The 25,926-nt window shown below is 56.4% G+C and carries 24 protein-coding genes, 2 rRNA genes and 1 pseudogene (1 of these 27 cut by a window edge); 11 read left to right on the top strand and 16 right to left on the bottom strand.

Annotation, left to right across the window (positions count from 1 at the left end):
• Both L1047_RS00020 and rrf read left to right on the top strand, forming a co-directional pair.
• Nucleotides 1-256 (top strand): 23S ribosomal RNA (locus L1047_RS00020) (it extends 2,545 nt beyond the left edge of the window).
• A 79-nt stretch (nucleotides 257-335) separates the two neighbouring features.
• Nucleotides 336-452, top strand: a 5S ribosomal RNA gene (gene rrf, locus L1047_RS00025).
• A 94-nt stretch (nucleotides 453-546) separates the two neighbouring features.
• Here the strand turns inward: rrf and L1047_RS00030 are convergent.
• The 5 genes from L1047_RS00030 to L1047_RS00050 all read right to left on the bottom strand — a co-directional run bounded on the left by L1047_RS00030 (nucleotide 547) and on the right by L1047_RS00050 (nucleotide 5,830).
• The gene (locus L1047_RS00030) at nucleotides 547-2,055 is read right to left on the bottom strand and encodes a M81 family metallopeptidase (protein ID WP_235276524.1); all 1,509 of its coding nucleotides are present in this window, start codon (nucleotides 2,053-2,055) and stop codon (nucleotides 547-549) included.
• A 152-nt stretch (nucleotides 2,056-2,207) separates the two neighbouring features.
• Nucleotides 2,208-3,044, bottom strand: coding sequence for an ABC transporter permease (locus L1047_RS00035; protein ID WP_235276525.1), 837 nt, complete (start codon nucleotides 3,042-3,044; stop codon nucleotides 2,208-2,210).
• A gap of 63 nt (nucleotides 3,045-3,107) precedes the next feature.
• Entirely contained in the window at nucleotides 3,108-4,052 is a 945-nt protein-coding gene (locus tag L1047_RS00040) for an ABC transporter permease (protein WP_235276526.1), read from the bottom strand.
• A 116-nt stretch (nucleotides 4,053-4,168) separates the two neighbouring features.
• Nucleotides 4,169-4,366 (bottom strand): hypothetical protein, encoded by a 198-nt coding sequence (locus L1047_RS00045; RefSeq protein WP_235276527.1) that lies wholly within the window; start codon nucleotides 4,364-4,366, stop codon nucleotides 4,169-4,171.
• Nucleotides 4,367-4,414: 48 nt separating this feature from the next.
• Nucleotides 4,415-5,830 (bottom strand): ABC transporter substrate-binding protein, encoded by a 1,416-nt coding sequence (locus L1047_RS00050; RefSeq protein ID WP_235276528.1) that lies wholly within the window; start codon nucleotides 5,828-5,830, stop codon nucleotides 4,415-4,417.
• Nucleotides 5,831-6,328: 498 nt separating this feature from the next.
• On the opposite strand from L1047_RS00050, the gene L1047_RS00055 reads away from it, so the two are divergent.
• The 4 genes and pseudogenes from L1047_RS00055 (at nucleotide 6,329) to L1047_RS00065 (ending at nucleotide 9,315) form a co-directional block, all read left to right on the top strand.
• Complete coding sequence (locus L1047_RS00055) at nucleotides 6,329-6,556, top strand: hypothetical protein (RefSeq protein WP_235276529.1); 228 nt, start codon at nucleotides 6,329-6,331, stop codon at nucleotides 6,554-6,556.
• Nucleotides 6,557-6,766, top strand: a pseudogene (locus tag L1047_RS16695) (ATP-binding protein); the annotation flags it as partial.
• Between the two features lie 181 nt (nucleotides 6,767-6,947).
• Nucleotides 6,948-7,988, top strand: coding sequence for a DUF1152 domain-containing protein (locus L1047_RS00060; protein WP_235276530.1), 1,041 nt, complete (start codon nucleotides 6,948-6,950; stop codon nucleotides 7,986-7,988).
• Nucleotides 7,954-9,315, top strand: coding sequence for an amidohydrolase family protein (locus tag L1047_RS00065; protein ID WP_235276531.1), 1,362 nt, complete (start codon nucleotides 7,954-7,956; stop codon nucleotides 9,313-9,315). Before L1047_RS00060 ends, L1047_RS00065 begins: the two co-directional genes overlap by 35 nt.
• A 76-nt stretch (nucleotides 9,316-9,391) precedes the next feature.
• Here the strand turns inward: L1047_RS00065 and L1047_RS00070 are convergent, their stop codons facing one another.
• The 4 genes from L1047_RS00070 to L1047_RS00085 all read right to left on the bottom strand — a co-directional run bounded on the left by L1047_RS00070 (nucleotide 9,392) and on the right by L1047_RS00085 (nucleotide 13,628).
• Nucleotides 9,392-10,249 (bottom strand): hypothetical protein, encoded by an 858-nt coding sequence (locus tag L1047_RS00070; RefSeq protein ID WP_235276532.1) that lies wholly within the window; start codon nucleotides 10,247-10,249, stop codon nucleotides 9,392-9,394.
• A 285-nt stretch (nucleotides 10,250-10,534) separates the two neighbouring features.
• Nucleotides 10,535-11,065, bottom strand: coding sequence for a transcriptional regulator NrdR (nrdR, locus tag L1047_RS00075; protein WP_235276533.1), 531 nt, complete (start codon nucleotides 11,063-11,065; stop codon nucleotides 10,535-10,537).
• Between the two features lie 51 nt (nucleotides 11,066-11,116).
• The gene (locus tag L1047_RS00080) at nucleotides 11,117-12,697 is read right to left on the bottom strand and encodes a cryptochrome/photolyase family protein (protein ID WP_235276534.1); all 1,581 of its coding nucleotides are present in this window, start codon (nucleotides 12,695-12,697) and stop codon (nucleotides 11,117-11,119) included.
• Nucleotides 12,698-12,806: 109 nt separating this feature from the next.
• A complete protein-coding gene (locus L1047_RS00085) occupies nucleotides 12,807-13,628 on the bottom strand; it encodes an ion transporter (RefSeq protein ID WP_235276535.1) in 822 nt (273 codons plus the stop codon).
• Nucleotides 13,629-13,717: 89 nt separating this feature from the next.
• Here L1047_RS00085 and L1047_RS00090 point away from each other — a divergent pair, with 89 nt between their 5' ends.
• The gene (locus L1047_RS00090; RefSeq protein WP_235276536.1) at nucleotides 13,718-14,314 is read left to right on the top strand and encodes a Maf family protein; all 597 of its coding nucleotides are present in this window, start codon (nucleotides 13,718-13,720) and stop codon (nucleotides 14,312-14,314) included.
• A 6-nt stretch (nucleotides 14,315-14,320) separates the two neighbouring features.
• Here L1047_RS00090 and gatB read toward each other — a convergent pair whose 3' ends face one another.
• The 3 genes from gatB to thrC all read right to left on the bottom strand — a co-directional run bounded on the left by gatB (nucleotide 14,321) and on the right by thrC (nucleotide 18,845).
• Nucleotides 14,321-15,793 carry an Asp-tRNA(Asn)/Glu-tRNA(Gln) amidotransferase subunit GatB gene (gene gatB / locus L1047_RS00095; RefSeq protein ID WP_235276537.1) on the bottom strand — a complete coding sequence of 491 codons (1,473 nt, stop codon included), beginning with the start codon at nucleotides 15,791-15,793 and terminating at the stop codon, nucleotides 14,321-14,323.
• Nucleotides 15,794-15,842: 49 nt separating this feature from the next.
• Nucleotides 15,843-17,654, bottom strand: coding sequence for an Rqc2 family fibronectin-binding protein (locus tag L1047_RS00100; protein WP_235276538.1), 1,812 nt, complete (start codon nucleotides 17,652-17,654; stop codon nucleotides 15,843-15,845).
• Between the two features lie 78 nt (nucleotides 17,655-17,732).
• Nucleotides 17,733-18,845, bottom strand: coding sequence for a threonine synthase (gene thrC / locus L1047_RS00105; protein WP_235276539.1), 1,113 nt, complete (start codon nucleotides 18,843-18,845; stop codon nucleotides 17,733-17,735).
• 166 nt (nucleotides 18,846-19,011) lie between these two features.
• On the opposite strand from thrC, the gene petG reads away from it, so the two are divergent.
• From petG to L1047_RS00125, 4 genes are all read left to right on the top strand, one after another.
• Nucleotides 19,012-19,125, top strand: a complete 114-nt coding sequence (petG, locus tag L1047_RS00110; protein WP_235276540.1) for a cytochrome b6-f complex subunit V — start codon at nucleotides 19,012-19,014, stop codon at nucleotides 19,123-19,125.
• A 65-nt stretch (nucleotides 19,126-19,190) separates the two neighbouring features.
• The gene (locus tag L1047_RS00115) at nucleotides 19,191-20,828 is read left to right on the top strand and encodes a bifunctional pantoate--beta-alanine ligase/(d)CMP kinase (RefSeq protein WP_235278811.1); all 1,638 of its coding nucleotides are present in this window, start codon (nucleotides 19,191-19,193) and stop codon (nucleotides 20,826-20,828) included.
• A complete protein-coding gene (locus L1047_RS00120; RefSeq protein ID WP_235276541.1) occupies nucleotides 20,818-20,955 on the top strand; it encodes a hypothetical protein in 138 nt (45 codons plus the stop codon). Before L1047_RS00115 ends, L1047_RS00120 begins: the two co-directional genes overlap by 11 nt.
• A gap of 75 nt (nucleotides 20,956-21,030) precedes the next feature.
• Nucleotides 21,031-22,056 carry a hemolysin family protein gene (locus L1047_RS00125; protein ID WP_235276542.1) on the top strand — a complete coding sequence of 342 codons (1,026 nt, stop codon included), beginning with the start codon at nucleotides 21,031-21,033 and terminating at the stop codon, nucleotides 22,054-22,056.
• 13 nt (nucleotides 22,057-22,069) lie between these two features.
• Here the strand turns inward: L1047_RS00125 and L1047_RS00130 are convergent, their stop codons facing one another.
• The 4 genes from L1047_RS00130 to L1047_RS00145 all read right to left on the bottom strand — a co-directional run bounded on the left by L1047_RS00130 (nucleotide 22,070) and on the right by L1047_RS00145 (nucleotide 25,922).
• On the bottom strand, nucleotides 22,070-22,381 hold the full coding sequence (locus tag L1047_RS00130) for a hypothetical protein (RefSeq protein WP_235276543.1): 312 nt from the start codon (nucleotides 22,379-22,381) through the stop codon (nucleotides 22,070-22,072).
• Nucleotides 22,382-22,428: 47 nt separating this feature from the next.
• A complete protein-coding gene (locus tag L1047_RS00135; protein WP_235276544.1) occupies nucleotides 22,429-23,055 on the bottom strand; it encodes a DUF4126 domain-containing protein in 627 nt (208 codons plus the stop codon).
• Nucleotides 23,056-23,200: 145 nt separating this feature from the next.
• Nucleotides 23,201-25,168 (bottom strand): ATP-binding protein, encoded by a 1,968-nt coding sequence (locus L1047_RS00140; RefSeq protein ID WP_235278812.1) that lies wholly within the window; start codon nucleotides 25,166-25,168, stop codon nucleotides 23,201-23,203.
• 199 nt (nucleotides 25,169-25,367) lie between these two features.
• Nucleotides 25,368-25,922: an ankyrin repeat domain-containing protein gene (locus tag L1047_RS00145; protein WP_235276545.1), complete on the bottom strand. Its 555-nt coding sequence runs from the start codon at nucleotides 25,920-25,922 to the stop codon at nucleotides 25,368-25,370.
• Nucleotides 25,923-25,926: the final 4 nt, after the last annotated feature.

Raw genomic sequence — 25,926 nt, forward strand, 5'->3', positions numbered from 1 at the left:
GAGGATTGAGAGGAGCTCTCCCTAGTACGAGAGGACCGGGAGGGACGCACCGCTGGTGTACCAGTTATCGTGCCAACGGTAAACGCTGGGTAGCCATGTGCGGAGCGGATAACCGCTGAAAGCATCTAAGTGGGAAGCCCACCTCAAGATGAGTCCTCTGTTAAGGTCACGGGAAGAACACCCGGTAATAGGCTCTAGGTGGAAGTGCAGCAATGTATGCAGCCGAGGAGTCCTAATTGACCGTCCACTTGACCCGATGGGGTTCTACTCCGCTCTGGCTATGCAGCTTTCAAAGTAATCTATCCCGCCTCAATCCGCTCGTGCCTGTGCACTTTCCTGGTGCCTATGGCGCAGTGGCCCCACGCCGACCCATCCCGAACTCGGTTGTGAAACGCTGCAGCGGCAATCCTACTTGAGGGGTGGCCCTCCGGTAATCTAGCTCGGTGCCAGGTTGATACTCGAAAAAGGATCCCAGTGTGTCGGGATCCTTTTTTTGTTTGGTTTGTTTTTGCCCGTGCATCGATAGTCTGTCTATTAAGAAGGCTTCTAAGAAGGCTTCCACTTTAGCTCTGGATCAAAGGGATAAATGGGGCGCTTGAGGTGACAGAAGGTGAGTCGACCCAAATGAGGGCTGGACAAGCCAGGGGTGTCGGCTTCAATAATCTGTTTGGCAATGGGGGTGAAGGCTGCCCGAAAATGAACCAATGATTTCACTGCCAGAATCTTTTGTTCGGTGGGCTCAATGCCTTGGCTGCGAAAAACCTCCAGATCTGTGGGTTGATAGCGATGGGTGGTGACGATGACCCGTACGGATCCCCCCTGCGCGCCTGCTATCTCCAAGACGGCTGTTGGCCCCATATTGATTTCGATGCCCGTCAGCATGGATCCTGTGTGGGTAAATCTTCCGTCACTCAAGCTCTTAACTGTAGCGGTCACCGGCAGGGGATCCCCATGTAATTGATCCACCTTGCCACCCAACGTGACCGATAACGTCGCCCCAATTCCAGCCTGGGTTGCAGCCTTGACGACTTCGGGGTCGGCGATAACTCCTACAGTTGCTTTTTGAGCTCCCAATCGTAAAAGCGCCTCCAGCAACACCGTGCCATCACAGGGGGTGCCTGCTCCGGGATTATCGCCACTGTCTGCTATGACGATGGGCCCTGCCGGAGCTTGCATGGCTTTTATGACCGCCTCGTCGATGAAAACCGGTTGAGCGACAAAGTCATCTCGCCAATCCCAGACATAGGCTGCTAGTTCCTGGGCTTTGGCTTTGGCAAGCTGGGGCTCCCCGTTGCTGGTGACGATGATTGTGAAGCTGGTGTGAGGAATATCGGCATAGGGAAACCCAGGCAGATAGCTGACCTTGAGAATGCCTCGCTCGGTTTCAATATCGTGGGCCAGTCGCTTCAGCCCCAACATGGGCTCAGCGTGGGTGTATTGTCGCTGCATTCCCGAGAGGAGGGGGATGTTGATGATGTGAGGGGTAGGTTGAATGCCTTCCCGAACCATTTTGGCCATCAATAATCCAGCTTCGTAGCCGCGCTCGTAGGGATCCGTGTGGGGATATTCATCGTAGGCCACGCATATGCTGGCCAGACTCACCATCTCAGGAGTAATGTTGCCGTGGAGATCGAGCTCCACAATCACCGGCATCTCAGGCCCCACCACCTGCCGAACGGCCCGGAGAATATAGCCTTCTCCGTCATCATCCAACTCCGAGACCATGGCCCCATGCAGGGACAACAGGACACCATCCACAGGGGTCTTGGTGTGGATGGTGTCCAGACGGGTGGTCAATCCCTCCACAAGTGTAGCGAGGGCTGCTGCCGTGACGATCCCACCTGGGGTGGCAGAGGCCATCAGGGTCGGGATGACCTGGTAGTTGAGATCGCGAGCGGCATCAATGAAACCACCAAGGCCGGTTTTGGTGCCGGTGTACTTGGTCAAAAGGCTCTCATCCACGGCATAGTGGCCTTGCTGAAAATCCTCCAGCGTGGTGGGAACGATGGAAAAGGTATTGGTTTCGTGGGCGATGCCACCAATTGCGATACGCATGGTTTTAAAGTCTGGGTGGGGAACAACTCGATTGGCTAGTTTTGGTTGATGCTATGGAGAAACTTTTTTTCAGGATTAGCTGCGCTGGCGGGGATCTAGCGCATCCCGTAATCCATCTCCAATGAAGTTAAACGCCAGCACTGTCAGCACGATCATGACGCCTGGGGCAATAGCGATGTGGGGGTACGTAAGAATGTAGGCCCGGCCATCTGAGAGAATGCCCCCCAAGACGGGGCTGGGGGCCGGATCCCTAACCCCAGAAACGATAGAGCTGATTCCAGAATGATGGTGCTGCCCACCCCAAGGCTGCCTAATACGATTACAGGCCCCATGACGTTAGGGAGAATATGGTGAAGTAAAATTCGCCTCGAAGTAGCCCCTCCTGCACGGGCTGCCATGATGAAATCTTGCTCTCTCAGGCTCATGACATCGGCGCGTACCACCCGAGCATAGGCTGCCCACGAGGTCAGCCCAATCACCGTCACGGTCGTGGTCAAGCTAGGGCCAAGCACAGCCGCCAGCATTAACAACAATGCCAGTGTTGGAAAGGCCATGAAGCTATCCAGTAGCCTGGAGAGCACTAAATCGGCCCAGCCCCCAAAGTAACCTGACAGGCCCCCCACCAGGATCCCGATGGTCACCGCTAGACTAGTACTCCCTAGGCCCACGATCAGGGCAGCACGGGTGCCAAAAATGATGCGGCTAAGCAGATCTCGGCCCACATGGTCAAACCCGAGCCAATGTTCAGAAGACGGGGGCCGGCCACGCATGCCGGCAAAAGTCTGGACGGGAGAGTAGGGGGCCAGTGCATCCGCAAACATTGCCACCAGAATCAAGATCACCACGAAGGCAAGCCCTACCAAGGCCAAGTGATTGGCTCGATAGCGACGCCAGGCGCGCACCCAAGGGGAGATCGTCCGATGAGACTCCGGGCGGGTGGCTGTTGGGGATGATGTCGCTAAAATGACGGGGCTGGTGGGGGTGGGCATGGGCATAGGCTAAGTCGACATGAACTTCCTGAACTAGGCCGAATAGACAAAAAAGCAGAAAACCTATCGGGATCGGGCTAACAGCCGCAGGCGTGGATCGATGGCAGCGTAGGTGAGATCGGTGAGCAGGTTAACCACGACGACTAAGATGGACAACACCATGACGATGGCTTGGGCCACCTGGTAATCCAGCCGAAAGACGGAGTCATAGAGCAGTCGCCCAATCCCAGGCAAGGCAAAGACCGATTCGATGATGATGGTGCCGCTGAGCAAAAAGGCGATGCGAAACCCAATCACTGTCACCACCGGCAGCAGAGCATTGGGCACCCCATGGCCCAATAAGACCGCCTGGTAGGAAAACCCCTTGCTGTGGGCGGTTTTGATGTAGTCCTGTTTGAGAATTTCGATCATGGCTCCCCGCATCACCCGGGCCAGCACCGCCATCTGCTCGGTGGCCAGCACCACCACCGGCAAGATGTAACCCTGCCAAGAGCGCAAACCAAAGGGAGGCAACCAACGCAGCATCACCCCAAACACCACAATCAGCATTAGCCCTAGCCAAAAGTTGGGCAAAGCGATCCCCAACGTAGATCCCCCGGTCAGGAGGTAGTCGAACCAGGAGTTGCGCCGGGCCCCTGCGATGATGCCCGCCGGAATGGCGACAGCAATGGCAATGCCCAACGCCAGCAAGTTGAGTAGCGCAGTCACCGGCACAGCTTCCCAGATCATCCGGTTGACCGGCACGCCAGTGCGGATGATGGAGGTGCCGAAATTGCCGGTGAGTATCTTGCCCATCCAGGTGAGATACTGCTCCCACAGGGGACGGTCTAAGCCCCATTGTCGTCGGATTGCCTCCACCTGAGCGTCGGTGATGGGCACTTGCCCTTCTCCCAGCAGCAAATCGACCGGATCCCCAGGGATGAGACGCACGATGATAAAGGTAATGATGCTGATGAGAAAAATCACCAACGTCCCCTGAAAAAGTCGAGCTATCAGGTATCGGCCCATGGGGTTACCTCATAATTGGCTCAGCCTAGCCATTGAGTTGATGGTGATTGGCTATCTGGTTGACTATTCTGTCGGAACAAGGATCCCAACTGAGGGCAGAGGATCCTAGGGATCCCTTAGGCTTCAATCCAGATCTCGTGCAGCTTTTTGTAGATAAAGTCCCCGGCTAAGGCAGCCTCTGGCAACCCTTTGATGCGGCTGCTGAAGATATTGAACCAATCCCAATACATGACGAAGAGGAAGGGCACCTCCTCCGCCACAATCTGCTGAATCTCGCGGTAGTATTCGGCCCGACGTTCGGGATTGACTTCCAAGCGGCCCAGTTCAAGTAGCTCGTCGACACGGGCATTGGCAAAATTGGATCAATTGGATCGCCCATCTGATGACAGCGTGGTAGGGGCATCGGGATCCCCATTGGTGCCTCCGTAGTTCCAGTTGTAGAGGGAGGCATCGATGGTGTTGTTACGCAAACCCGTCTGGATGGCGGTGATGGGCGCCTCTGAGAGCTGCATATCGATTCCAACCTCCAGCAGCTGTTGCTGTAGGATCTCTGCCTGAGGGCGGCGGGCCTGGTCCCCAGTGATGGTGGTGCAGGTGAAGGTCAGCTTTTGGCCATCTTTTTCGCGGATGCCGTCGGATCCTATTGTCCAACCTGCTTCTTCTAGCAATTCCCTTGCTTTGGCCGGATCATACTCATAGGTGGTGACCAGGGGCTCAAACCACTGCATCAAGGATGGGGATAAGTTGGAGGTGGCTAGGGTAGCGGCACCTTGCTGCACATCTTCAATTTGTCGAGGACGGTCGAAGGCATACATCATGGCCTGTCTCACCCGCTTGTCAGAGAGGATGGGATGATTGTTGTTCAGCGGAAAGTGATTGACGCTGAGGCTAGCGCTGACGAAAGTGGTGAAGTTTTCGGTGTCGGACGCAAAGCGCAGGTTATCTTCGATAAGCGGCGGCCAAGTCATTGTATCGGCTTGGCCTGTTTCCATGGCGATGGCTCGAACTGAGGCCTCTGGCACGATATCCTGGCGCAAAATGTTGATATTGGGACGGCCTCGAAAGTAGTCATCAAAGGCTTCCAATTCGGTGAACTCTGCTGCGCGCCACTCTTTGAGCTTAAAAGCCCCTGTACCGATGGGCTGCGTTTCAAAGACTTCCTCGCCCACCTCTTCGTGATAATGCTTGGGCACGATGTAGTAATTATTGGCAGTAAGGCGCAGAAAGGTGGCGTTGGGCTGGCTGAGGGTGAAGACTACCGTGTACGGATCCGGCGTGTCGATGCTCTCGATGTCAGCAGCTTGTCCTGAGATGGTGGAGCCACTTTCGGGATCCCCATAGAACTCATAGGTGTACTTGACATCCTCAGAGGTCAGCTCTTCGCCGTCGTGAAACAGCACCCCTTCCCGCAGCTTAAAGGTATATGTGAGGCCATCGTCGCTGATCTCCCAGGATTCTGCCAGGGCGGGCTGCACCTCAAAATTCTCGTCCACCTCTATTAGAGCGTCATAGAGCTGGTAGATAACAAATAGAGGAACATTCCCCACCGCTTTGCCAGGGCTGAGGGTCGGCACTTCTTGGTGCCCAACCGCAACAAAGGTTCCTCCCCGAACTGGCGTATCAGATTGGCCTTGAGCGGCCTCGTGAGACGCCGAAAGGGACAGCAATGCTCCAGAACTCGAAGCCGCTGCCCCCATCAAAAGGCTGCGTTTGAGGAAGTCGCGACGGCGAACCAATCCTGCTCCAGCTCCTGACGACGGACGACGAGAGTAACCCATGCTTCAATTTCCTTGACGACTTTTCGGCGGAGTTGCCTGGAGAATGAGGGCAGTGTAGCTTAAGTTTTTGAGTTGAAGTTGTATCGATTTGACCAAAACCTCAATCGCTTTTAAAAGCATAATGTATCTTTGGATACAATAATCACAGATAGCTTTCGCCAGTCAATCAAGTTTTTCAAGTTTTTGCTCTGAGAGACCTTTACAGTCTGTTTAGGCTTCTTAGAGGGTTACGCCTGCTATTGGGTGACAAGTCTGGGGCATTCTGGGGCCACATGGCCATTCCTCCAGTGCAGTGATTGCTTTTGCCAGATCGCTCAGTACAGTCGGGCCGAGTTGATTGGGCAGAATCACCGTTTGATCAATTCTGGCCATCATGACAAAGCCTTTTTTCGCCAGATGTGGTCAACTATCTCACGGGGGCAAATTTGGAAAGGCGAGATCTGTATTTGCGGTCTCCGTTGCGCAGCATCGACGGTTTTGGGCAGGTGCTTTTGGAGGATGACAACGACCAACTGGATGGGCCACCTGATTGACGATTTGCTGATGTTATCGCGGGTCACCCGCAGGGAGTTGAGACAGGATTGGGTGGATCTGAGCCAGTTGGCCCATTTGATCGCTTGGGATCTGGAACAATCCAACCCGCAGCGCTCGGTGTTGTGGAGCATGGAGCCGGATCTGAGGGCCTACGGGGATCCGCGCCTGCTGCGGGTGGTGTTGGAAAACTGACTGGATAATGCCTGGAAGTTTACTGCCAAACAGGAACGAACCCACATTGAGGGGGGATCCCGTAGGGAAGACAATGGACGCATTTATTTCGTGCGAGACAAGGGGGCAGGCTTTGATATGCACTATGCCGATAAACTGTTCGGCCCCTTTCAGTGGTTGCATCTTTCCGAGGATTATGCCGGTACTGGTATCGGCTTGGCGACGGTGCAGCGGATTATCCTCGGCACGGGGGTCACATTGGGGCAGAAGCCTCTTTGGGGCAGGGGCGATCTTCTTCTTCACTCTTGGGGCGAATGGGAGCGACCCAAAGACTTGATCCTGCCGCTATCCAAGAACCTTTCCGGATTTGCTTGCATGGTATGCTACCTGACTGCTCTCTCGATGGTTGACTATGCTGCCCGCTTTGCACCAACTGGCTCGCGCTGCCAAGACCGTCTTTGTGTACGGCATGGGCGGGGGAGGAGATGTCATTCAGACGATCCCGATCCGCAACTACTTGCAACACTTGGGGGTGGAGCGGGTGATCATTGGGGGAGTGACCTGCCAGTGGTGGCCGCCGCCCGAATTTGACCCGGAACCCCAGGCTCCGTTTCCCCTGTCGGCTTCGGTTTGGGGCCCCTGTTACTATGCCCTAGAGGAAGTTGAAAACGGGCGCTGGATGGGATCCCAGGCGTTGCAGGTGGATGGGTTGGCCCGGGTAGGGAAGCGGATCCCGGCGGAAGCGCAAATGGCGGAGCTGTTTGGGGTAGAAGCAGTGTTGCTCAGCTTGCGGGGGGGTGGCCAGGGGTTTTTGGCAGGATTGGAAGCGGTGATCCAGGAGTTTGCGGTGGATTTGGTGGTGGGGGTGGATATCGGCTCCGACAGCATTTACAGCCATACGGACGAGGTACGGCAGCCGCGCACTCCCCTTGCGGATTTCATCAGTTTGTCTGGGCTTTACCGCTGTTCGGTGCCGTCGATCTATGGGCTGTCGGGCTATGGCTGCGATGAGGAATTAGCTCTTGAGGATTTGGAGCGTAATGTGGGTCGGGCGATGCGGGCGGGGGGCTTCCTCGGAGCTTATGGACTAACCCAAGAGGATGTGGCAGATATGGAACGCGCCTGTCATGCCATGCCGGATCCGGTGGAAAAGTGGCCCATGGAAGCGGCGAAGGGCCATTTGGGGTTGCATCGGATGCGACTGAGCGAGCCCTGGGGATCCCTGCTGCGCATTACCCCGTTACAGGCGATGATCCTGTTTTTTGACCCGAAGATTTTGGTGGCAGCGGTGAACCGGATCGCGGCCCAAGTGGGAGAAACCGGATCCCTGGCGGAGGCGGAAGCGACTCTAGCCCGGGCAGGGATCCTGCCGGAGAGCTACCTGCAGCGGTATATCCAGTTTCTGCGCCCGGAATTGTATGGATCTGATGGATCTGCTGGATCCGCATCCTAAGGTGATGGAAAGGGAAATCGTTGATCTGCTGATTCGGGACTGTGCTGCGATCCCGATGGATGAGTTGGGGCGGGTTTTGGAGCGGGTGGATATTGCCATTAATGGGGATCGGATCGTGGCGTTGGGGCAGGATCTCCCCTGCGTGGGCCGACAGACCCTGGACGGAAGGGATCATGTGGCTTTGCCGGGCTTGGTGAATGCTCATATGCACGAGTGCCTGACGCGGGGGCTGTGTGAGGATCGAGAGCTTTCCCGTTGGCTGGCGGAGATTTGTTTTCCTCTGGATGCCGCCTATACTCCTGAGGATATGCGGCTGGCGGCGGCCATGAACCAACTGGAGATGATCCGCTCCGGCACCACCACCTTCATCGACATCTACCGGCACCCTGCAGCGGCAGCGGCCATCACGGTGCAATCTGGGTTGCGGGGGATCTTCAGCCCGCAGGTGATCGACGAACCGGCGGGGGTGGGGGAATCGCTGGCGGATACGGAAGCGTTGATCCAAGCCTGGCATGGGCGAGGGTCGGGTCGGGTTCACATTTGGGTGGGGTTACATGCCCCCTATTCCTGTCATCCCCGGAGTTTCACCCAGGGATCCGAGCTAGCCCAAAAGTACGGGGTGGGGCTGCATACCCACCTGGCCGAAACCCGTTGGGAGGTGGAAACCCTCCAGGCTCGCTATGGACTGACTCCGGTGCAGTGTTTGGAACGGTGGGGATGCCTGACTTCCAGGACGTTGGCCGCCCACTGTGTGCATCTGCAACCCGAAGAGATCGATCTCCTCAAGGCCAAGGGAGTGCGCATCGCCCATAATCCCAGCTCCAACATGAAATTGGCCTCCGGCATACCGCCGGTTTTGCAGTGGCTATGGCGTGGGATCCCAGTGGGGTTGGGTACTGACTCAATTTTGAGCAACAACAACCTCGACTTGTTCGAAGAAATGCGGTTGGCGGTGTTTCTGCAACGGCTCGGGTCGGGGGATGGGGCCGCTCTCCCGGCACAGCAGGCTTTGTGGATGGCCACCCGCGGCAGCGCGGCTTGTTTGGGTCTGGAGCAGGAGATTGGCAGCTTAGAAGAGGGCAAAAAAGCCGATGTGATCCTGTTGGGTTGGCGGGCTCCGCATCTCTGGCCCCGCCTCCAGGGATCCCTGAATAACCTGATCGCCCAGGTGGTGTATTCTGCCCAGGGCAGTGATGTCGCCACCACGATCTGCGATGGGCAGATCCTCATGCACAATCGACAGGTGCTCACCCTACCCCAGGAGGAACTGCGACAGCAGGTGGGATCTCAAGCGGCGGATCTCTGTCGGCGCGCTGGGCTTGGATGAACAAGGGGAACTCAAGAATGGTTCTGGGCGAACGGGCTTCTTAGTGGGATTGCGGATCCCGTGCTATAGCTGGCGACTAGGGTGCTTGCACAGGTGGTGGGGGCGGATCGTTGCGTAGGAAGGGCTGCACCGCCACGAACCCCAGCCCGAAAGAGCCGATCACCAAAATGACCGCGGCAGCCATCCAAAGAACGGTGGATCCCTGGGATCCGTGGTGTTGATCCCGTACCCGCTGGTAAACACCTGTGGGATAAGCCTCGGCATAGGGATCCGAACCGCCCATATCCTGCATTAATTCATCCAGGGAAGGCACCTGATAGCCAGCGCGGGGGTAAGACTCGGCAGGAGTGTCGTGGCGGGGACGGGCAAACCCTGGCACAGTGGCTTCTGGTCGGGAGGGGGCTGGTCTGGGGGGAGTCTCAAAGGGGGCAGAAAAGCCGGGGGTGTAGGTTTCCGGATAACTGTTCGATGGGAAGGACGAGGTTCCGTTGCCGGTTTGTCGGCGCTTGAGACGATTCAAAAAGTCATAGGTAGGAGGAGCTTCTGGGGGGCTGGGATCTGGAGTGCGGGTTGGTTGAAAAGGTTGGGATCCCCCTTCAGAAGCAGCGGCAGCTTGGGCAGCCTGCCCAATTTGCTGTAGACGTTTCAGGGTGTGACCCAACTGACCTTGAAATTCCTGGCTGATGCCGGCAATTTCTCCCGACAGTTGTTGATGCAAAGACCGCAGGCGCTGGTTTTCTGCAGAGAGCTGGCTCACTTGCTGGCGGGCAGACTCCAGTTCTTCCGCCACCTGTTGATACACCTGAATCGGCACCACCCCCGGCCCGGTTTCCATCGCAGAAGGGGAGGGATAACCATTGCGGGACAAACCACTAAGGTTGCCATTGCCGTTGCGCACTCCAGAGGGGTTGGATCCCCGAAAATCGTACTGCATAAGTGGAATATCGACTCCGATAGATTAGGAACCTGGGGAGGTTGTCACAGGGATCCCCGACAGATGAAACTGCAAAGGTTCCCCAAGATATAGTGCTGAATACGGCTAGACCATCATATCCAACACTAGCATTAGTGTAAGCAGCGATTGCTACCCCAAGCATACCGCCAAGCCCTTCGGATGGGTGGCATCTTGCAGCAATTTTTTCCACCCACAAGCGCCAGTCCCGCAACGGTCTGAAGTTAGGAGCCCTTGGCAGAGGCTGAAGGGCTTATAGGTGATGGCCTAAGAGTACCCGCCCACCCAATCAGGGGATCCTTCAGAACCCGGGGACTCCCGCAACAGACGCTCCAGATCGTCCCGCAGCGGTGGCTCCAACTGCTCCAGCTCGTTGACAAAGTCTCTCACCCCTTGGAACTGACGGTAGACAGAAGCAAAGCGCACATAGGCCACTTCGCTCAAATTCTGCAGCCGATCTAGAACCATTTCGCCGATGCGCAGGGTGGTGACTTCCTGGACATCCTCCAGTTGCAGCTTTTCTTCAATCTCGTTGACCAGCTCTTCCATCTGCTTGACGCTGACCTGGGTTTTCTGACAAGCCCGCATCACCCCCTGCAAAATTTTGCTGCGATTAAAGCTTTCGCGGGATCCATCCCGTTTGATTACCATGATCGGCACAAATTCGATGCGCTCGTAGGTGGTGAAGCGGTAGCCACAGGCCATGCATTCTCGCCGCCGCCGCACACTTTGGCCAGCTTCTGCCGAACGAGATTCCAAAACGCGGATCTCTTGTTTGCTACAGCGGGGACATTTCATGGCTGGCGATCCTTAACAAACTGACAGGTCAAGAGGGAAGGTGCTCCGATCTTATCGGACGAATTGTGCAGGGGAAGGACTCCGTTCGCTGGGTGTTGGTTGCAGGCGCTCCCACCAAGCAGCAGCTTGAGCCTGGATTTGAGCTATGAGTTCCGATTCCATCCGATCCAGATGAACCAGTACCAGTCGCATCCTGCCTAAGGACGCCAGGAGGGAGCGGTGACGCAACAGAAAGTCCCAATAAAAAATATTAAAGGGACAAGCGTGTTCCCCTACCTTTTCGCTGTGATTGTAGCGGCAATTGCGGCAATAGTCGCTCATCTTGTGGATGTACTGAGCGGAAGCTGCGTAGGGTTTGCTGGCTAGCAAGCCGCCATCGGCAAACAGACCCATGCCCAGCACATTCGTCTGCATCACCCAGTCGTAGCTGTCGATAAAAACATCGTGAAACCACGCCTCTACCGCTTGAGGTTGGATACCACTAATAAGGGCAAAATTACTGAGGAGCATCAGCCGTTGGATGTGGTGAGCGTAGCCGTGGCGATGAATTTGCTTCAGGGTTTGCTGCAAACAGGCCATGTCGGTGTCGGTAGTCCAGAAGAAGTTGGGCAAAGGTCGGGTGTGGTCGAAAAAGTTGTTTTGGTTATAACCCTTGGGCATTTGGTATTCATAGAGGCCGCGCATGTACTCTCGCCAGCCTAGGATTTGCCGGATGAAGCCTTCGGCCGAGGTGATCGGGATCCCGCCCTGGGTATAGGCGGCTTCGGCGGCAGCGACGACTTCTTGGGGGGTGAGCAAACCCAAGTTCAGGTAGGGGGAGAGCAGGGCGTGGTAGAGAAAGTCTTCGCCGGTTTGCATGGCATCTTGCCAGGGGCCGAAGTGGGGCAGTTTTGCCTGGATAAAATGCTCCAGGACTTGCAGGGCTTGGGAGCGAGTCACCGCCCAGTCGAACCTGGTCAGGGATCCGAAATGCTGCCCGTGGCATTGCTTGACCTTCTGGATCACTGCTTGGGTAAGGGCATCGGGGGGGAAGTACAGAGGCGTTGGGTAGCGGATCCCGGCTTTGGGGGGTTTGCGGTTTTCGCGGTCGTAGTTCCAGCGTCCGCCCAGGGGTTTGTTGCCGTCCATGAGGATCCGAAAGCGTTTGCGCCCTTCTCGGTAAAAATCCTCCATGAGCAGCCGTTTGCGCCCCGTGGCCCAGTCGATAAATGAGCGGCTTGTCCAGAAAAAGTGGTTGTTTTCTAGCAGCACAATTGGGCAGGGCAGGGTGGATCCCAGTTTTTCTACCTCGGCGCGGAAGGGAATATCGGCGGGCTGCATGAGGCGAATTTGGCTTAGCTGCTCTTGCTTGGCCCAGGCTTGCAGAGGTTCGGCAAAGCCGTCCGACTCCACATAGGTAACGGGGTAGCCCCGAACTCGTAACTCTTGGGCAAAGTGGCGCATGGCCGACCACACCAGCACCAACTTTTGCTGATGATAGTTGCGGCGGTCGGCCCAAGTTGAGGACTCGATCAAGATCACCGGGATCCGCTCCGGTACTAAAGCCGCTAAAGAGGCCAGGGCCGCCTGTTGGGGGTGCAGTTGATCTCCAAGGATCCAAACCCCTTCTGGGCCAGTGGGTGCGGTAGTCATCGGATCCCTTGCAATGCAACAGCTTGAGTTTAGCTGCTCAGGCTGTTGCAAAATCGCTAGGGGGCTGTCCCGAAAATCTTTTACCGACGACCCGCTGAGGTGAACAGGCTCAACCTGCTAGGTGGAGGGGGGTGCCACAGCGTTTACAGAATTGGGCATCCACATCGTGTTGGGGCCATCCACAGCCTGGGCAGTCCCGTTGCACCGAGCTGCCGCTTTTCACCAGTTGTTTGATCAAATCCCCTACCTGCCAGGGGATCAGAGCAATGCCCGTCAGGATCATCAATACCGTCAACAAGCGGCCCAACTCAGAACTGGGGGTGAGATCCCCAAATCCCACCGTGGTCATGGTGACGACGGAAAAGTAGAACGCATCCAGAAAGGTGGCAAAGGTGCTGGGGTTGACCGGATGCTCCACCTGGTAAATCAACCCTGAGTAGACAAAGAGAATGGCAAACAGGGTGAAGAAAATACGCAGCAAAATGCGGCTGTCGGAGGAGATGACTTGCCCAAAGAGGGTTTTGCCCTCCACCAGGCGCAACAGCCGTAGAATACGGAACCAACGAAAAATGCGAATAAAGCGAATATCGGTAATGCCGGCAAAAAAGGGTAGGATCGCCAGCAAATCAATAATTGAATATAGGCTGATCAGATAGCGAATTTTTTGAGGGGCAGCAGCAAAACGCAGTAGATACTCCACCACAAATAGGCCGAGAATAACCCGATCCACCCGTTCCAACCCCAGGCGCACCGCAAGTGGAATCGGATAGGTTTCTATTACAAAAAAGGTGACCGAACAGAAGGCCAGCACGGTGACCAGCAAATTCACCCAGCGGCTTTCGGGGGTGTCTTGATCTCCCCAGTAGCGTTGGAGGATCCCAGAATGAGCAAGCTCAGTTTGGGCGGGAGCCTGGGAGTGTAGGGTGGTCACGAGCGGGATCCGTCTAGGAGGGGTATCGAGAGGACTGAACTTTTGGCGCACACTGGAAGGGAAACCTCTAGGTGCTTGGTGCTGAACCGATGTTGCCTCCTATCGTACTGGCTTCGCAATCAACCGCCCGCCGCCAACTGTTAGAGGCCGCCGGGATCCCCTACCGGGTTCAACCCAGCTACTTTGACGAAGACCAAATTCAACTGTCGGATCCGGCGCAACTGGTGCAAAAACTGGCCTTAGCCAAAGCAGAAGTGGTGGCGGCTCAGCAACGGGATCCCGCTTTGGTGTTGGGAGCTGACTCGGTGCTCTATTTGCAGGGAGAGATCTTGGGCAAGCCTGCCGATGCAGCTGAAGCAGAACGCCGCTGGCGACAAATGCGCGGTCAGGTGGGAGAACTTTTTACTGGACATGCCCTGGTGGATACCATCCAAGGTCGCCGTCTCACCCATTACGGTCTGACGCGGGTGTTTTTTGCCAAGCCCAGCGATGAGGAGATCCGCGCTTATGTGGCTACCGGGGAGCCTCTGGTCTGTGCCGGGTGTTTTGCCATCGATGGTCGTGGGAGCCTGTTTGTGGAGCGGATCGAGGGCTGTCACGGCAATGTGATCGGGCTGAGTTTGCCCCTGCTGCGGCGTATGGTTCAGGAGTTGGGTTATTCTCTCACGGAAGCCTGGGATCCCTGATGTGCATCAGGCATCAAGCTGTTGCTTGAGCAGGTCATTGGCCAGTTTGGGATCCGCCCGACCTTGGGTTTTCTTCATCAGTTGCCCGACGAAGTAGCCGAATAGCTTGGTTTTGCCGCTGCGGTACTGCTCCAGTTGGTCGGGGTTCTCGGCGATGACCTCGGCGATCATCGTTTCGAGGGCACCGCTATCGGAGATTTGCGTCATGCCCTTGGCTGCCACCAGGGCTTGTGCCGAGCCGCCTTTTTCCAGGAGTTCCGGCAGGATTTCCTTGGCAATTTTGCTGGAAATGGTGCCCTTGTCGATCAAGCCGATCAGCTCGGCTAGAGTTTCCGGCTTGAGGGCGATATCGGGGTAGTCCAACTTGTGGGTGTTTAGGTAACTGGCGATGTCGCTCATCATCCAGTTGGCGGCAGCTTTCGGGTCGGCCCCGGCGGCGATCACCGCTTCAAAATACTCAGCCGTATTGCGTTCATCGCTCAGGTAGCGGGCATCGTACACTGAGAGGGCATATTCACTTTGGTAGCGTTGCCGCTTGATGGCGGGCAGCTCTGGCAGTTCGGCTTTCCAACGGGCTTTTTGAGCTTCTGTAACACGAATCGGCAGCAGATCCGGCTCAGGGAAATAGCGATAGTCGCTGGATCCCTCTTTTTTGCGCATGCTGATGGTGCGCTGGCTGTTCTCTTCCCAGAGGCGGGTTTCTTGCACGATCGGTTCGCCCGCTTCGATGGCTTTTACTTGACGGTTGAATTCGTATTCAATGGCCCGTTGGATGGCGTTGAAGGAGTTCATGTTTTTGATTTCCACCTTCGTGCCAAAAGTTTCAGAGCCCACCGGGCGCACGGAGATATTCACGTCGCAGCGCATGGATCCCTCTTGCAGGTTGCCATCGCAGAGGCCGGCATAACGCATAATGCGGCGCAGCTCTTGCACATATTCTGCTGCTTCTTCCCCGGTGCGGATATCCGGCTCGCTGACAATTTCAGCTAGGGGTACCCCAGCCCGGTTGAAGTCCACCAAGGAATAGCTGGAGCCAGAAAGTCGGTCGCTACCGGCATGAACCAGTTTGCCCGCATCTTCTTCCATGTGCAGACGGGTGATGCCGATGCGTTTGGTGCGACCATTGCTGAGTTGGATCTCGATCCAGCCGTGAGTGGCAATTGGCAGATCGTACTGGGAGATCTGGTAGTTTTTGGGCAAGTCGGGGTAGAAGTACTGTTTGCGGTCGAACTTGCTGTAGGGGGCAATGGTGCAATTTAGGGCTAAACCCGCCTTGACGGCGTATTCCAGCACTTTCTCATTCAATACTGGCAAAGTTCCAGGCAAGCCCATACAAATCGGGTCGATATGAGTATTGGGGGGGGCACCAAATTCTGTCGCACTGCTGGAGAAGATTTTGGTTTGGGTGCTGAGCTGGCAGTGAACTTCCAACCCAATCACGGCTTCGTATTGCACTTTGGCGGGGGCAGCAGCAGTCATGGGCACTAAAAGATTGCGGTGTACCTATTCTAGTGTTCGGGTGGGTAGGTTACTGTAGGTGGCTCAGGGGGAGGTCAAGACCTGGTGAGGCGGTGGCGGCGCGACTCGGCTGGCCCCAAAGCACCTGTTCCTGTCGATAAATGACGATGCCGGGTGGGGATCCCTTCGGTTTGAAAACCTGTTTGGGGCGGGTATAAACCACCGGCACCTGATCGCTGAGGCGACCGCGACTAAAGTGAGCGGCCAAATCGGCAGCCGCCTGGAGATCGGCTTGTTCGGCCACAGCACCGGGGGGTAAACGCAATAACACATGGCTACCTGGGATCTCTTGGGCATGAAACCACCAATCCTGCTCTTGGGCTAGGCGGAAGGTGAGCTGATCATTTTGCAGGTTGTTGCGCCCTACCCAGATCGTGAAACCACTGGGACTGGTGAAACGGTGTGGGTTAAAGGGTTCTGATGGAGTCCGCTTTGGGGATATGCGCTCCGGGCTTTCCAAGTAGTGCTGTTGGATCAATTCCTCTTCAATTTCCTTGAGGGTAGAAAGATCTTGCGGATCTCGGTAGGTTTCCAGGTGCAGCAGAGCAGACTCCACTTGTTCCAGGTAGAGAATTTCTTGATTGACCGTTTCTAGCAGAGGCCAGACCGCTTCTTGGGCGCGTTTTTGCTTGCGGTGCTTGCGGTAGTAGGCTTGGGCGTTGAGGATGGCATTTTTCTCGGGGTCGAGAGGGATCCCGATGGCATGACCCGTTTCAAAGTCTGGCAATTCAATGTGGTGCATCCCCGGCTGCCAAAGGTGCAGGTGCGCCATGAGTAGATCGGCTGCTTGCTTGGAGTGTTCGGCCTGGGCAGATCCAGCCAGCATGGTTTCGAATTGCTGTCGCCGTTGGTAGAGCTTTTTGAGCAGGTTGGAGAGTTTTTGCAGTAGACGGTGGCGCTCGCGCCCGAACTGCTCCCGGTTGAGATGGGCTTGGTAGTAGTCTTCGAGGAGCTGGTGCAGACCAGGTTGAGGTGGAGAAGATAAGGGATCCCGAGTTGCCGAGCTTGGGCCCACCCAGCCGAGGACAGTATAGCCATTGGGAGTTGGAGCCGGATCAAATTGCCCCTTTTCCAAGCGGGTTAACCAGTCTTGCCAGATCAGGAACAAGGCTTGCCAATCTTGAGCAGACAGTTGATTGCTGGGGGTTTGCGGCGGGATCCCGGCTTGCCAACACATTGCTTCTGCCAAATGCCGACTGAGGCCGCGATAACAGCGGAATAATCTTTGGCTGATCGGGCCAGGGATCAGGGCTACCCGTTCTTGCCATTGGAACAAGGGTTCTGAGCGTGTTGGGATGGGATCTGTGAGGGCAGGAGGAGCCTCGTAGGGCAAGCCCGGCTGCACCGGACGTACCCGTGACTGGCGCTCGCTCACTCCGTGGCCGCTGGCCAAAATCCTGCCAACTTCATCCACCAACACGGCATTGCTGTATTTCCCCATCACCTCTAGGTAAAGGTGGCGTCGCGGCGGATCCCCAGGTCGAGGGGCAAAGCGGCAATCGATGACCCGTTCCCACTCATCCAGCAGAGCTAGCTCCGTCAGGGCCAGGCCCTTCAGTTGCCGTTGTAGCGGTTGGCTGAATTGAAACCCATCTGGCTCCTTGGCAGGAGGTTGACAGAGATGAATCCGCGCTGCCTGGGGATGCCAACACAACAGTAGACACAAACGGGCCTTCAGGGTACGCAATCCTAGGAGGATCGTCCACAGATTCGTCTGGTGAATCCATTCCAAGCGAGCGGGCAATAGGGGATCCCGACCCGCCTCAAACCGAGTCAGATCCGCGAGCACAGCACGCAGGGTGGTTAGATCAACCGGTTGCATCCCTGTTGCTCCTTTGCTTTGTGGAGAACCTGATCCTAATAACGACCCAGTGAGGGATCCCTGCTGCCCAATAAAAGCCTAGAAGCCCATCAGACGAGCGACTACGGTAGGATCGGCCTCAACTCCCGTGTGGATTTGGGTTTGGCCCTGCTGAGTGGCCGTATCGGGATCCTTGAGGCCGTTGCCCGTCAGCACACACACCACCCGTGCCCCACTAGGCACCTGCTCCCGCCATTTCAGCAATCCCGCCACCGAAGCGGCACTGGCGGGCTCACAAAAGACCCCTTCTTCCGAAGCCAACAGCCGATAGGCGGCCAGAATCTCTGCATCGGTGACACTGTCCACCTGGCCACCACTCACCTGTACCGAGGCTTTTGCTTTCACCCAACTGGCGGGGTTGCCGATGCGAATGGCGGTGGCCACTGTTTCTGGATGTTCCACCACCCGATCCAAAACGATGGGAGCCGCACCTGCTGCCTCAAAGCCATGTAAACGGGGGCGACGGGTGGCCTTACCCTGCTGAAAATACTGGCTAAACCCCATCCAGTAGGCGGTGATGTTGCCGGCATTTCCGACCGGAATACAGAGCCAATCGGGGGCATCTCCAAGGGCATCCACCACTTCAAAAGCAGCCGTTTTTTGTCCTTCTAAACGGAAACGGTTGACGGAATTCACCAAGGCAATCGGGTAGTGTTCGGAGATCTGACGTACCATTTCCAGGGCCCGGTCGAAGTTGCCCTTGATGGCGATGATCTCCGCTCCGTACATCAAGGTTTGGGCCAGCTTGCCTTTGGCCACATACCCATCTGGGATCAATACATAAGCGCGCATCCCTCCTTTGGCGGCAAAAGCTGCTGCTGCTGCTGAGGTATTGCCAGTGCTGGCACAGATCACGGCTTCTGCCCCTGCCTCTTTGGCCTTGGAGACGGCCATGGTCATGCCCCGATCCTTGAAACTGCCGGTGGGATTGAGGCCATCCAACTTTAGATACACCTGACAGTCTCGTCCGAGGCACTGACTTAAGGCCGGAGAAGAGATCAGAGGGGTATTGCCCTCATGTAGGGTGACGATGGGGGTGGCGGCGCTGACAGGGAGCCATTCCCGATAGTGCTGGATCAGGCCAGGCCAAAGTCGGACTTGAGACTGTGGCCCACCAATGCGAGGGGAATGGGTGGGGTTCAGGGTCACCATGCAGCAGGAAACGCCAATACCAGGGCTGGGAAGAAGGTTTGCTTCTTAACTGTAGCTGGTCGTGTCGGTGCTGCGAAGCACTTAGATAAGGATCCCGACTGGAACGGTGAGGATAAGTTTGGGCTTGGCTTATGATGATCTAGGTTCAAATTGGGAGGTCTGTGTCATGATCGAGCCGATTTTGTTGGGGATCGTTCTGGGAATGGTGGTAGTCACCTTGGCCGGGCTGTTTGTGGCTGCCTATATGCAGTACCAGCGCGGCAATAAGCTTGGTTTGTAGAGACTGACTTTGCCCACTGAGAGAGTTTAAGTCTGGATCGGGAGATTGAGTGAGGTGGCATGGCAATGCACTGGCTGCGCACTGTTGCTGCTTTGCGGGAGCATGTGGCTGCCTGGCGGGGATCCACAGTTGGGTTGGTGCCCACCATGGGATCCCTGCACGAGGGCCATCTCAGCCTGATCCGCCGTTGCCGCCAAGAGTGTGACATTACAGTCGTCAGCCTTTTTGTCAATCCGCTGCAATTTGGCCCAGCCGAGGACTTAGAACGCTATCCCCGCAACCTAGAAAGGGATCGGGCGTTGTGTGAAGCAGCAGGGGTCGATGCTGTATTTGCCCCAACCCCTGAGGAAATGTGGGCCGATCAGGGCAGCGGAGCCGATCGCACCTGGGTGATGCCGCCAGACTCCCTGTTGCAAACCCTCTGTGCTCCCCATCGCCCTGGCCATTTTCGCGGTGTGGCAACGATTGTCTTGCAACTGTTGAACTTGGTTCAACCCCAACGGGCCTACTTTGGCCAGAAAGATGCCCAACAACTGGTTATTCTGCAGCGCATGGTACAGGATCTGCAGGTGCCCACCACCATCCTGGCCTGCCCGATTGTGCGAGAACCGGATGGTTTGGCTCTCAGCTCCCGCAATCAGTATCTCTCTGCTTCTGAGCGGCAGGTGGCCTTGGGGCTTTACCGAGCTTTGCGTCGGGGATATGACCACTGGCGGGCTGGAGATCCTTCCGCAGAAGGGATCCTGGCTGCAGCCCAAGCCGAACTGAGCCGCTATCCGCAGTTGCAAATCCAATATTTGGAGTTGGTGCATCCACAAACCCTTCAGCCTTTGCAACAGGTGGATCCCCAGGGGTTGTTGGCTGTTGCTGCTTATGTGGGCCAAACGCGCCTGATCGACAATCTATTGCTGGCCGTGGCTCAGGGAGAGGAGGTACAGCCTACCGCAGAAATTTGCCCAGAAGGGCTGTCGTTCCCATTCGGTGCTTCTGCCGCCCCACGACGCCCCTTGATCGCCATCGATGGCCCGGCTGGGGCAGGAAAATCGACAGTGGCCCGTGCCGTGGCGGCCCAATTACACCTGTTGTATCTGGATACAGGAGCGATGTATCGGGCCATCACTTGGCTGGCGCTACAACGAGGGATCCGGCTGGATGACGCCGAACAACTGACCCAACTGGCTGCCCAAACCCAGCTTTCCCTCAAAAGTGGCAACTCCTCGGTAGAACCCACCCGTATCTGGGCCGATGGCGAAGAAATTACGCAAGCCATCCGCTCGCCGGAAGTGACCCGCTGGGTGTCGCAGGTTTCCGCAGTGCCGGGAGTACGGCAGGAATTGGTGAAGCGACAACGCAGCATTGGCCGGGATGGAGGTGCTGTCTTGGAAGGGCGGGATATTGGCACCCATGTCTTTCCAGATGCGGAATTAAAGGTGTTCCTGACCGCCTCGGTGGAAGAACGGGCGCAACGGCGACAACATCAGCTACGAGCCCAGGGGCAACAGGTGGCTTTGGAGGATTTGGAAGCGCAAATCCAGCAACGGGATCGCCGTGATAGTGAACGGCCGATCTCTCCCCTAAGGCCTGCCCCGGACGCCATTTTGATCGATACGGATCACCTAAGCCAGTCGGAGGTTCAAGACAAGATCGTCATGCTCTATCAGCAGCTTTTGGCCCGCTCTAGCACACCACGTTTTGACCAGTGAGCTTTTCCAGGGGCTAGTTAAGTTGGGCGCTCCAGGGATCCCGCTCCAATGGGGGGTCTGGGTATTGATGGTGCTGAGCTTGGGCAAAACCGCTAAGGTGTTGAAATGCTGGCTGGGATCCCGTTGACGAAGATGTGCCGACCTGCTTTTCTCTGGACGTGCCGAAGCTGTCTCCCTTGTGTTTTGCACGACCGGGAGGGGTATGGTTAACGCTTTTCTCTTGGCCTTTTTGCTGATCCTCTCCGGGGCCTGTTCTGGGGCAGAAACCGCCATCACAGCCATGGATAACCTGCGCCTGGAATCCCTGATCGAGGAACAAGGGGATCCTCAAGGTTTGTATCGCTTGGCCCAGCAGCAGCGCTCGCGGCTGATCACCACCCTGTTGCTGCTGAATAACTTCGTCAATATCGGTATTGCCGCCTTGGCCACGACGATTTCTATTCAACTGCTGGGATCCCAGTTTGGGGCTTTGGCAGCAACGGTTCCGACGACGATTGGGGTGCTCCTATTTGGGGAAGTGGCACCCAAATCTTTGGCGGTGAGCCATCCGCTGGCGGTGTTCCGGTGGGTGGTGCGGCCTGTGCATACCCTATCGGTGCTGCTGCGCCCCTTTGTCCAAGCCTTTGAGTGGATTGTCAGCAAGCTCTTTAACCTGTTGGAACTCTCCCCGCTCACAGCAACGGCTTCTCTCAAGGATCTGGAGCTTCTGATCGATGTGTTGGGGCAACGGGGGCTGCTGGATTGGCAAAAGCGGCGCTTGTTTCGGGGGGCCCTGGCTCTGGATTTGATCCAGGCGCGGGATGTGGCCAAACCAAGGGTAAAAATGGAGACAATCTCCCACGATAAGACGCTGCAGGATGTGGTGAAGCTATGCCTAGAGACGGGCTATTCCCGCATCCCGGTGCAGGGAGAGTCTAAGGATGAAATCGTCGGTATCATTCATCTGAAGCAGGCTCTACGCCACCTCGATCAAAAAGGCAATAGCGAGGTGACCAAAGCCATGACACCGCCCTTTTTTGTGCCGGATACCAAGCGCATTAGCCTGTTGCTTAAGGAAATGCTGCGCTCCCGCCAACACTTGGGGATTGTGGTGGATGAATTCGGCGGTACCACCGGCCTGATTACGCTGGAGGATGTCTTGGAGGAATTGGTGGGGGATATCTACGATGAGAGCGATCTTTCGCCACTGCTGCTGCAGCGACAACGGCGACAAAGTGCTTCCTCCTAAAAAGAAAAGGGGGTTAGCCGACTTCCAAGGGATCCGCTTCCGGGGCTTCTGAAGACTCTATCGGGGCCAACTCTACGTAGCCGGGATGGACTGGGTAACGGGCCACAAAAAAGATCCAGAGGCTGTGGATCCCAAGGCCCAAAGCCCACCAGCCCAAGATCGGCACCAACCACTGCCAGTCCGCCCGGTAAAGCTGCTGAAAAAACACCAACCCAGAGCCGACGCAGAGAAATACCGCGATATGGGCGGCATAGGTGTAGCGGTCGTCCAACTTGCGAAACTCGGGGTCTTGGCGGGAGGGTTTACGGGGCCAGCGAGGAGGCATGAATGCAACCATCCGAAACTCAAACTTTCTTAAGTCTAGAACAGCGGTCACAGGGATCCCCACTCAGATCGGGGTAGGAGAGGAGCTGGTTGCACGGGATCTCGGGATTTTTTGACGAAAAACAGCTTTACCGCCCGTTTACCCAGCCAGTACACCACCAAGCCCATCAACAACACCGCCAGCCAAGGAGCCAGCACTGCCACCGCCGCCAGCACCAGAGAAGTGACATTTTCGGTGGTTGCCAGCAACGGATTGCCCAAACCTCCGGTGGTTGTGGTGGAAACCAAACGCAGCACATCAGTTGTCCCTTGGGTGATCCCAGCAGCCCCACCCCCTAGGATCGCAGCCAAAGTCCAGCGCAGCGCCGGGCTCACTTCGCCAATGTCTCCGAGCGCCGCCGACATCACCAGGATCCCGGCTATCACTGCTACGGGCGTGGCCATCACATCCAGTAGATTATCCACCCAGGGTACATAGTAGGCCGACACCTCAAAAAAGGTAGCCACGGCAAAAACCATCAGTGCCACTTCTGAGCCAATCCACTGCAAATTGGGAGCCAGGGTGAGGTGCCCAGACTGGGCGGCCATGCTCATCACCAAAAGCGGCACAAAAATGCGAAAACCGCAGGCGGCACTTAGGCCCAAACCAAGGGCAATAGCTAGCAAAGGTTCCAAAGGACTGTCCTCCTAGAGAGCTTGCTGGGTTCAGATCTCCCCCGCTACTGAGAAGTTGATGGCTGTAGATCCGTTATGACGGAAGCAGACCCCTACTTTTCCCCTATCCCATATTTTAGTCGGGAGAACAGTTGGAAGGGCTGGCTTATCTCTGGGTTGGTTCCTCTAATTCTGGGACATCGCGCCAATCGCAACTGGGGGGATCCGTCTCGTTCTGAGGGGCAGCGAACTCCATCGGCAAGCCATCTGCCAAGCCGTACAAATGTAGATCGAACCAGAAGGTGGATCCCTCTTCCAGCTTGCTTTCCAGATGAATACGGCTGTGGTGCTTTTCGAGAATGTTACGCACGATGGCCAGCCCCAAGCCGGTGCCCTCCAGGGTATGCACGCGATTCTCAACCCGGAAAAAGCGATCAAAAATGCGCTCTTGATCCTCTGGGGCAATGCCGATGCCAGTATCGGCCACTGCCACCCGCACCGCTTGCAGGGATCCATCCGGTTGGGTGACCACATGGGCGTGCAAACTCACAAGCCCACCGGGCGGGGTGAACTTGAGGGCATTGCCCAACAAATTGGTCAGCACTTGCAAAAGCAGGTCATAGTTGCCCCACACCAGCGGTAGATCCGGATCCACAAATTTGCGCAGGTGGATCCCTTTGTCCCGGGCTTGTAGGTGATGGGTGCGCAGGGTTTGCTCGATTACCGCCGAGATATCGATGCCCTCGAAACGATACTGCTTGCCCGATTCCAAGCGGGATAGATCCAGAACATCGTTGACCAAACGGGTGAGGCGATCCGTCTCGCGGTTGGCAATTTCCAGATAATCTTGCCGCTCAGCCGGGGCCATCTGCTCACCGTACTCGTAGAGGGTCTCGATGAAAGACTTGATGCTGAAGAGGGGGGTGCGCAGCTCGTGGCTGATGTTACTGATGAATTGAGCTTTGGCCTCATTCAGCTCTACCTCGCGGGTGATGTCTTGCACCGTCACCACGATCCCCTTCAGATTCTGCCGCCGGGGATCCGACACTGGCGAGAGCATGACGCGGATAATGCGGGCGGTAGGGCCAGCTAGGTTAACGCGAATTTCTTCCGCCTCTTGATCGCCGCGGGCAATTTGCAGCAGTGGGCGCGCCAGTTGTACCCGTAGATCTTCCGGCAACAGCTCCAACAGATTTTTCCCCAAAACGGGATCCCCTTCCCAGCCAAACATTTGTGAGGCCGCCGGGTTGAGCAAGAGCACCCGAAATTCAGCATCGAGAAGAATAGCGGCATCGATAATTGAGGAGACCAGGGTTTCCAGCTTGGCTTTGGCCGCCGTCAGCTCTTCGATGTTTTGTTCTTCGTAGCTTTGCAACCGTTCTGCCATTTCATTGAAACTATCGATCAGCTGGGCCAGTTCGCCCCCGAAGGGCAGATCGATGCGCTGTTTGAAGTTGCCCTTGGTGATCTCCTGAACGCCCTTGACCAGCTCTTTGATCGGCTGCGTGATGGTGAGGGCGTTGACCACAGAGCCGAGAATAGCCAAGACCCACACCGCCAAAAATACCCCGATAGAGACCTCTCGGGCCAGTTGCGTCGAGCGCATCAGGGTGGGATTGGGGTTAATCCCCAGGCCGAGAGTGCCCAAAAACTGTCCCTGTTGATAGATGCCGACAAAAATATCCGTGACCCGCCCGGCAGGGGTGAGGTGGGTGCGCACCAGCGGTTGGCCTTCGGCAGGCGGGCGATTGTCCGGTAGTTGAATGCGACGGGTGAGGCTGAGGGAAGTTTTCACCTCTTGGTTGGAAAACGGGATCCCGTAATAAATATCTCCGTTCGGGTCGGCGTAGAGCAGATAGCGGATGCTGCTGGTGCTCTCAAAGTACTGCCGGGAAAGTTGTGCCACCTCGCCAATGCGATCCTCCGCTACTAAGGGGGCGACATTGGCCGCGAGCAGCAAGCCCAGATCTCGACCAAAACGCGCTTCGTTAAACTGGGCATCCTGCTGTACATTGCTGACGGCCCAAAAGGTGAAACTGCTCACCACCAGCGACACCACCAGTGTCGCCACAAACAGCAACTGGGTTTCCAGTCGCAGCTTTTGTTTCCATTGCGCCCACCAGTGCTTCACCATGCCCTCTGGAGTCGGGATCCCCTGTTTCGTTCGCTCTGGCGTGTCAACGGCGCAAGACAACAGTTCTGAGCGAGAAGAAGAAGCTGGCTCAACGGTTTCGGCAGTCGGCTTGGCAGTGCTGACAGAAGGCATGAACCTGAGGTAAACAAACATGGAGAATGATGTCGCCACCATTCTGACATGGGCAGGGGGGATCCCCTCACTCCGTTAAGGCTGAGCGGGGCCACCGAGAAAGAAGGATCGCGGCTTCCCAACGGCGGAGATCCTGAGCAATGTTCAGGGGGGTGAGGCCGTAGCCATCTCGCTCATCAATCTCAGAGCCATGCTCCAGCAACAGCTGCACCACCTCTGGATTGCCCGACCAAGCGGCAAAATGTAGCGGGATCCCGCCACCCCCAAAGTGGACATTCACCTCTGCTCCCCCCTGTAGCAAAACTTTCGTCACCTCAGAGTTGCCCATACGGGCCGCTTGGTGCAAAGGGCTGGCCCCTCCATAGTCCAGTTGATTGGGGTCGACCCCATGCCTGAGCAAAAGGCGGGTGTTGAGGCCACTGTCCACAAAAAACAGAGCGGTTTTGCCCCGCACATCCACAACATGGGCATCCTTGCCCAGCCAAAGGGCCAGTTGCAGTCGCAGCGGGTTCGTCTTGGCAAAGGCTTCGGGATCTTCTGATAAGGTGTGGCCATAGTAGAATAAGCCTGCCACCAGCAGGGATCCCAGGCCGATACCAATTCCCAAGAACCTACGCCGCATGGCT

The organism is Synechococcus sp. Nb3U1 (assembly GCF_021533835.1).
In the GTDB taxonomy this organism is placed as follows: domain Bacteria; phylum Cyanobacteriota; class Cyanobacteriia; order Thermostichales; family Thermostichaceae; genus Thermostichus.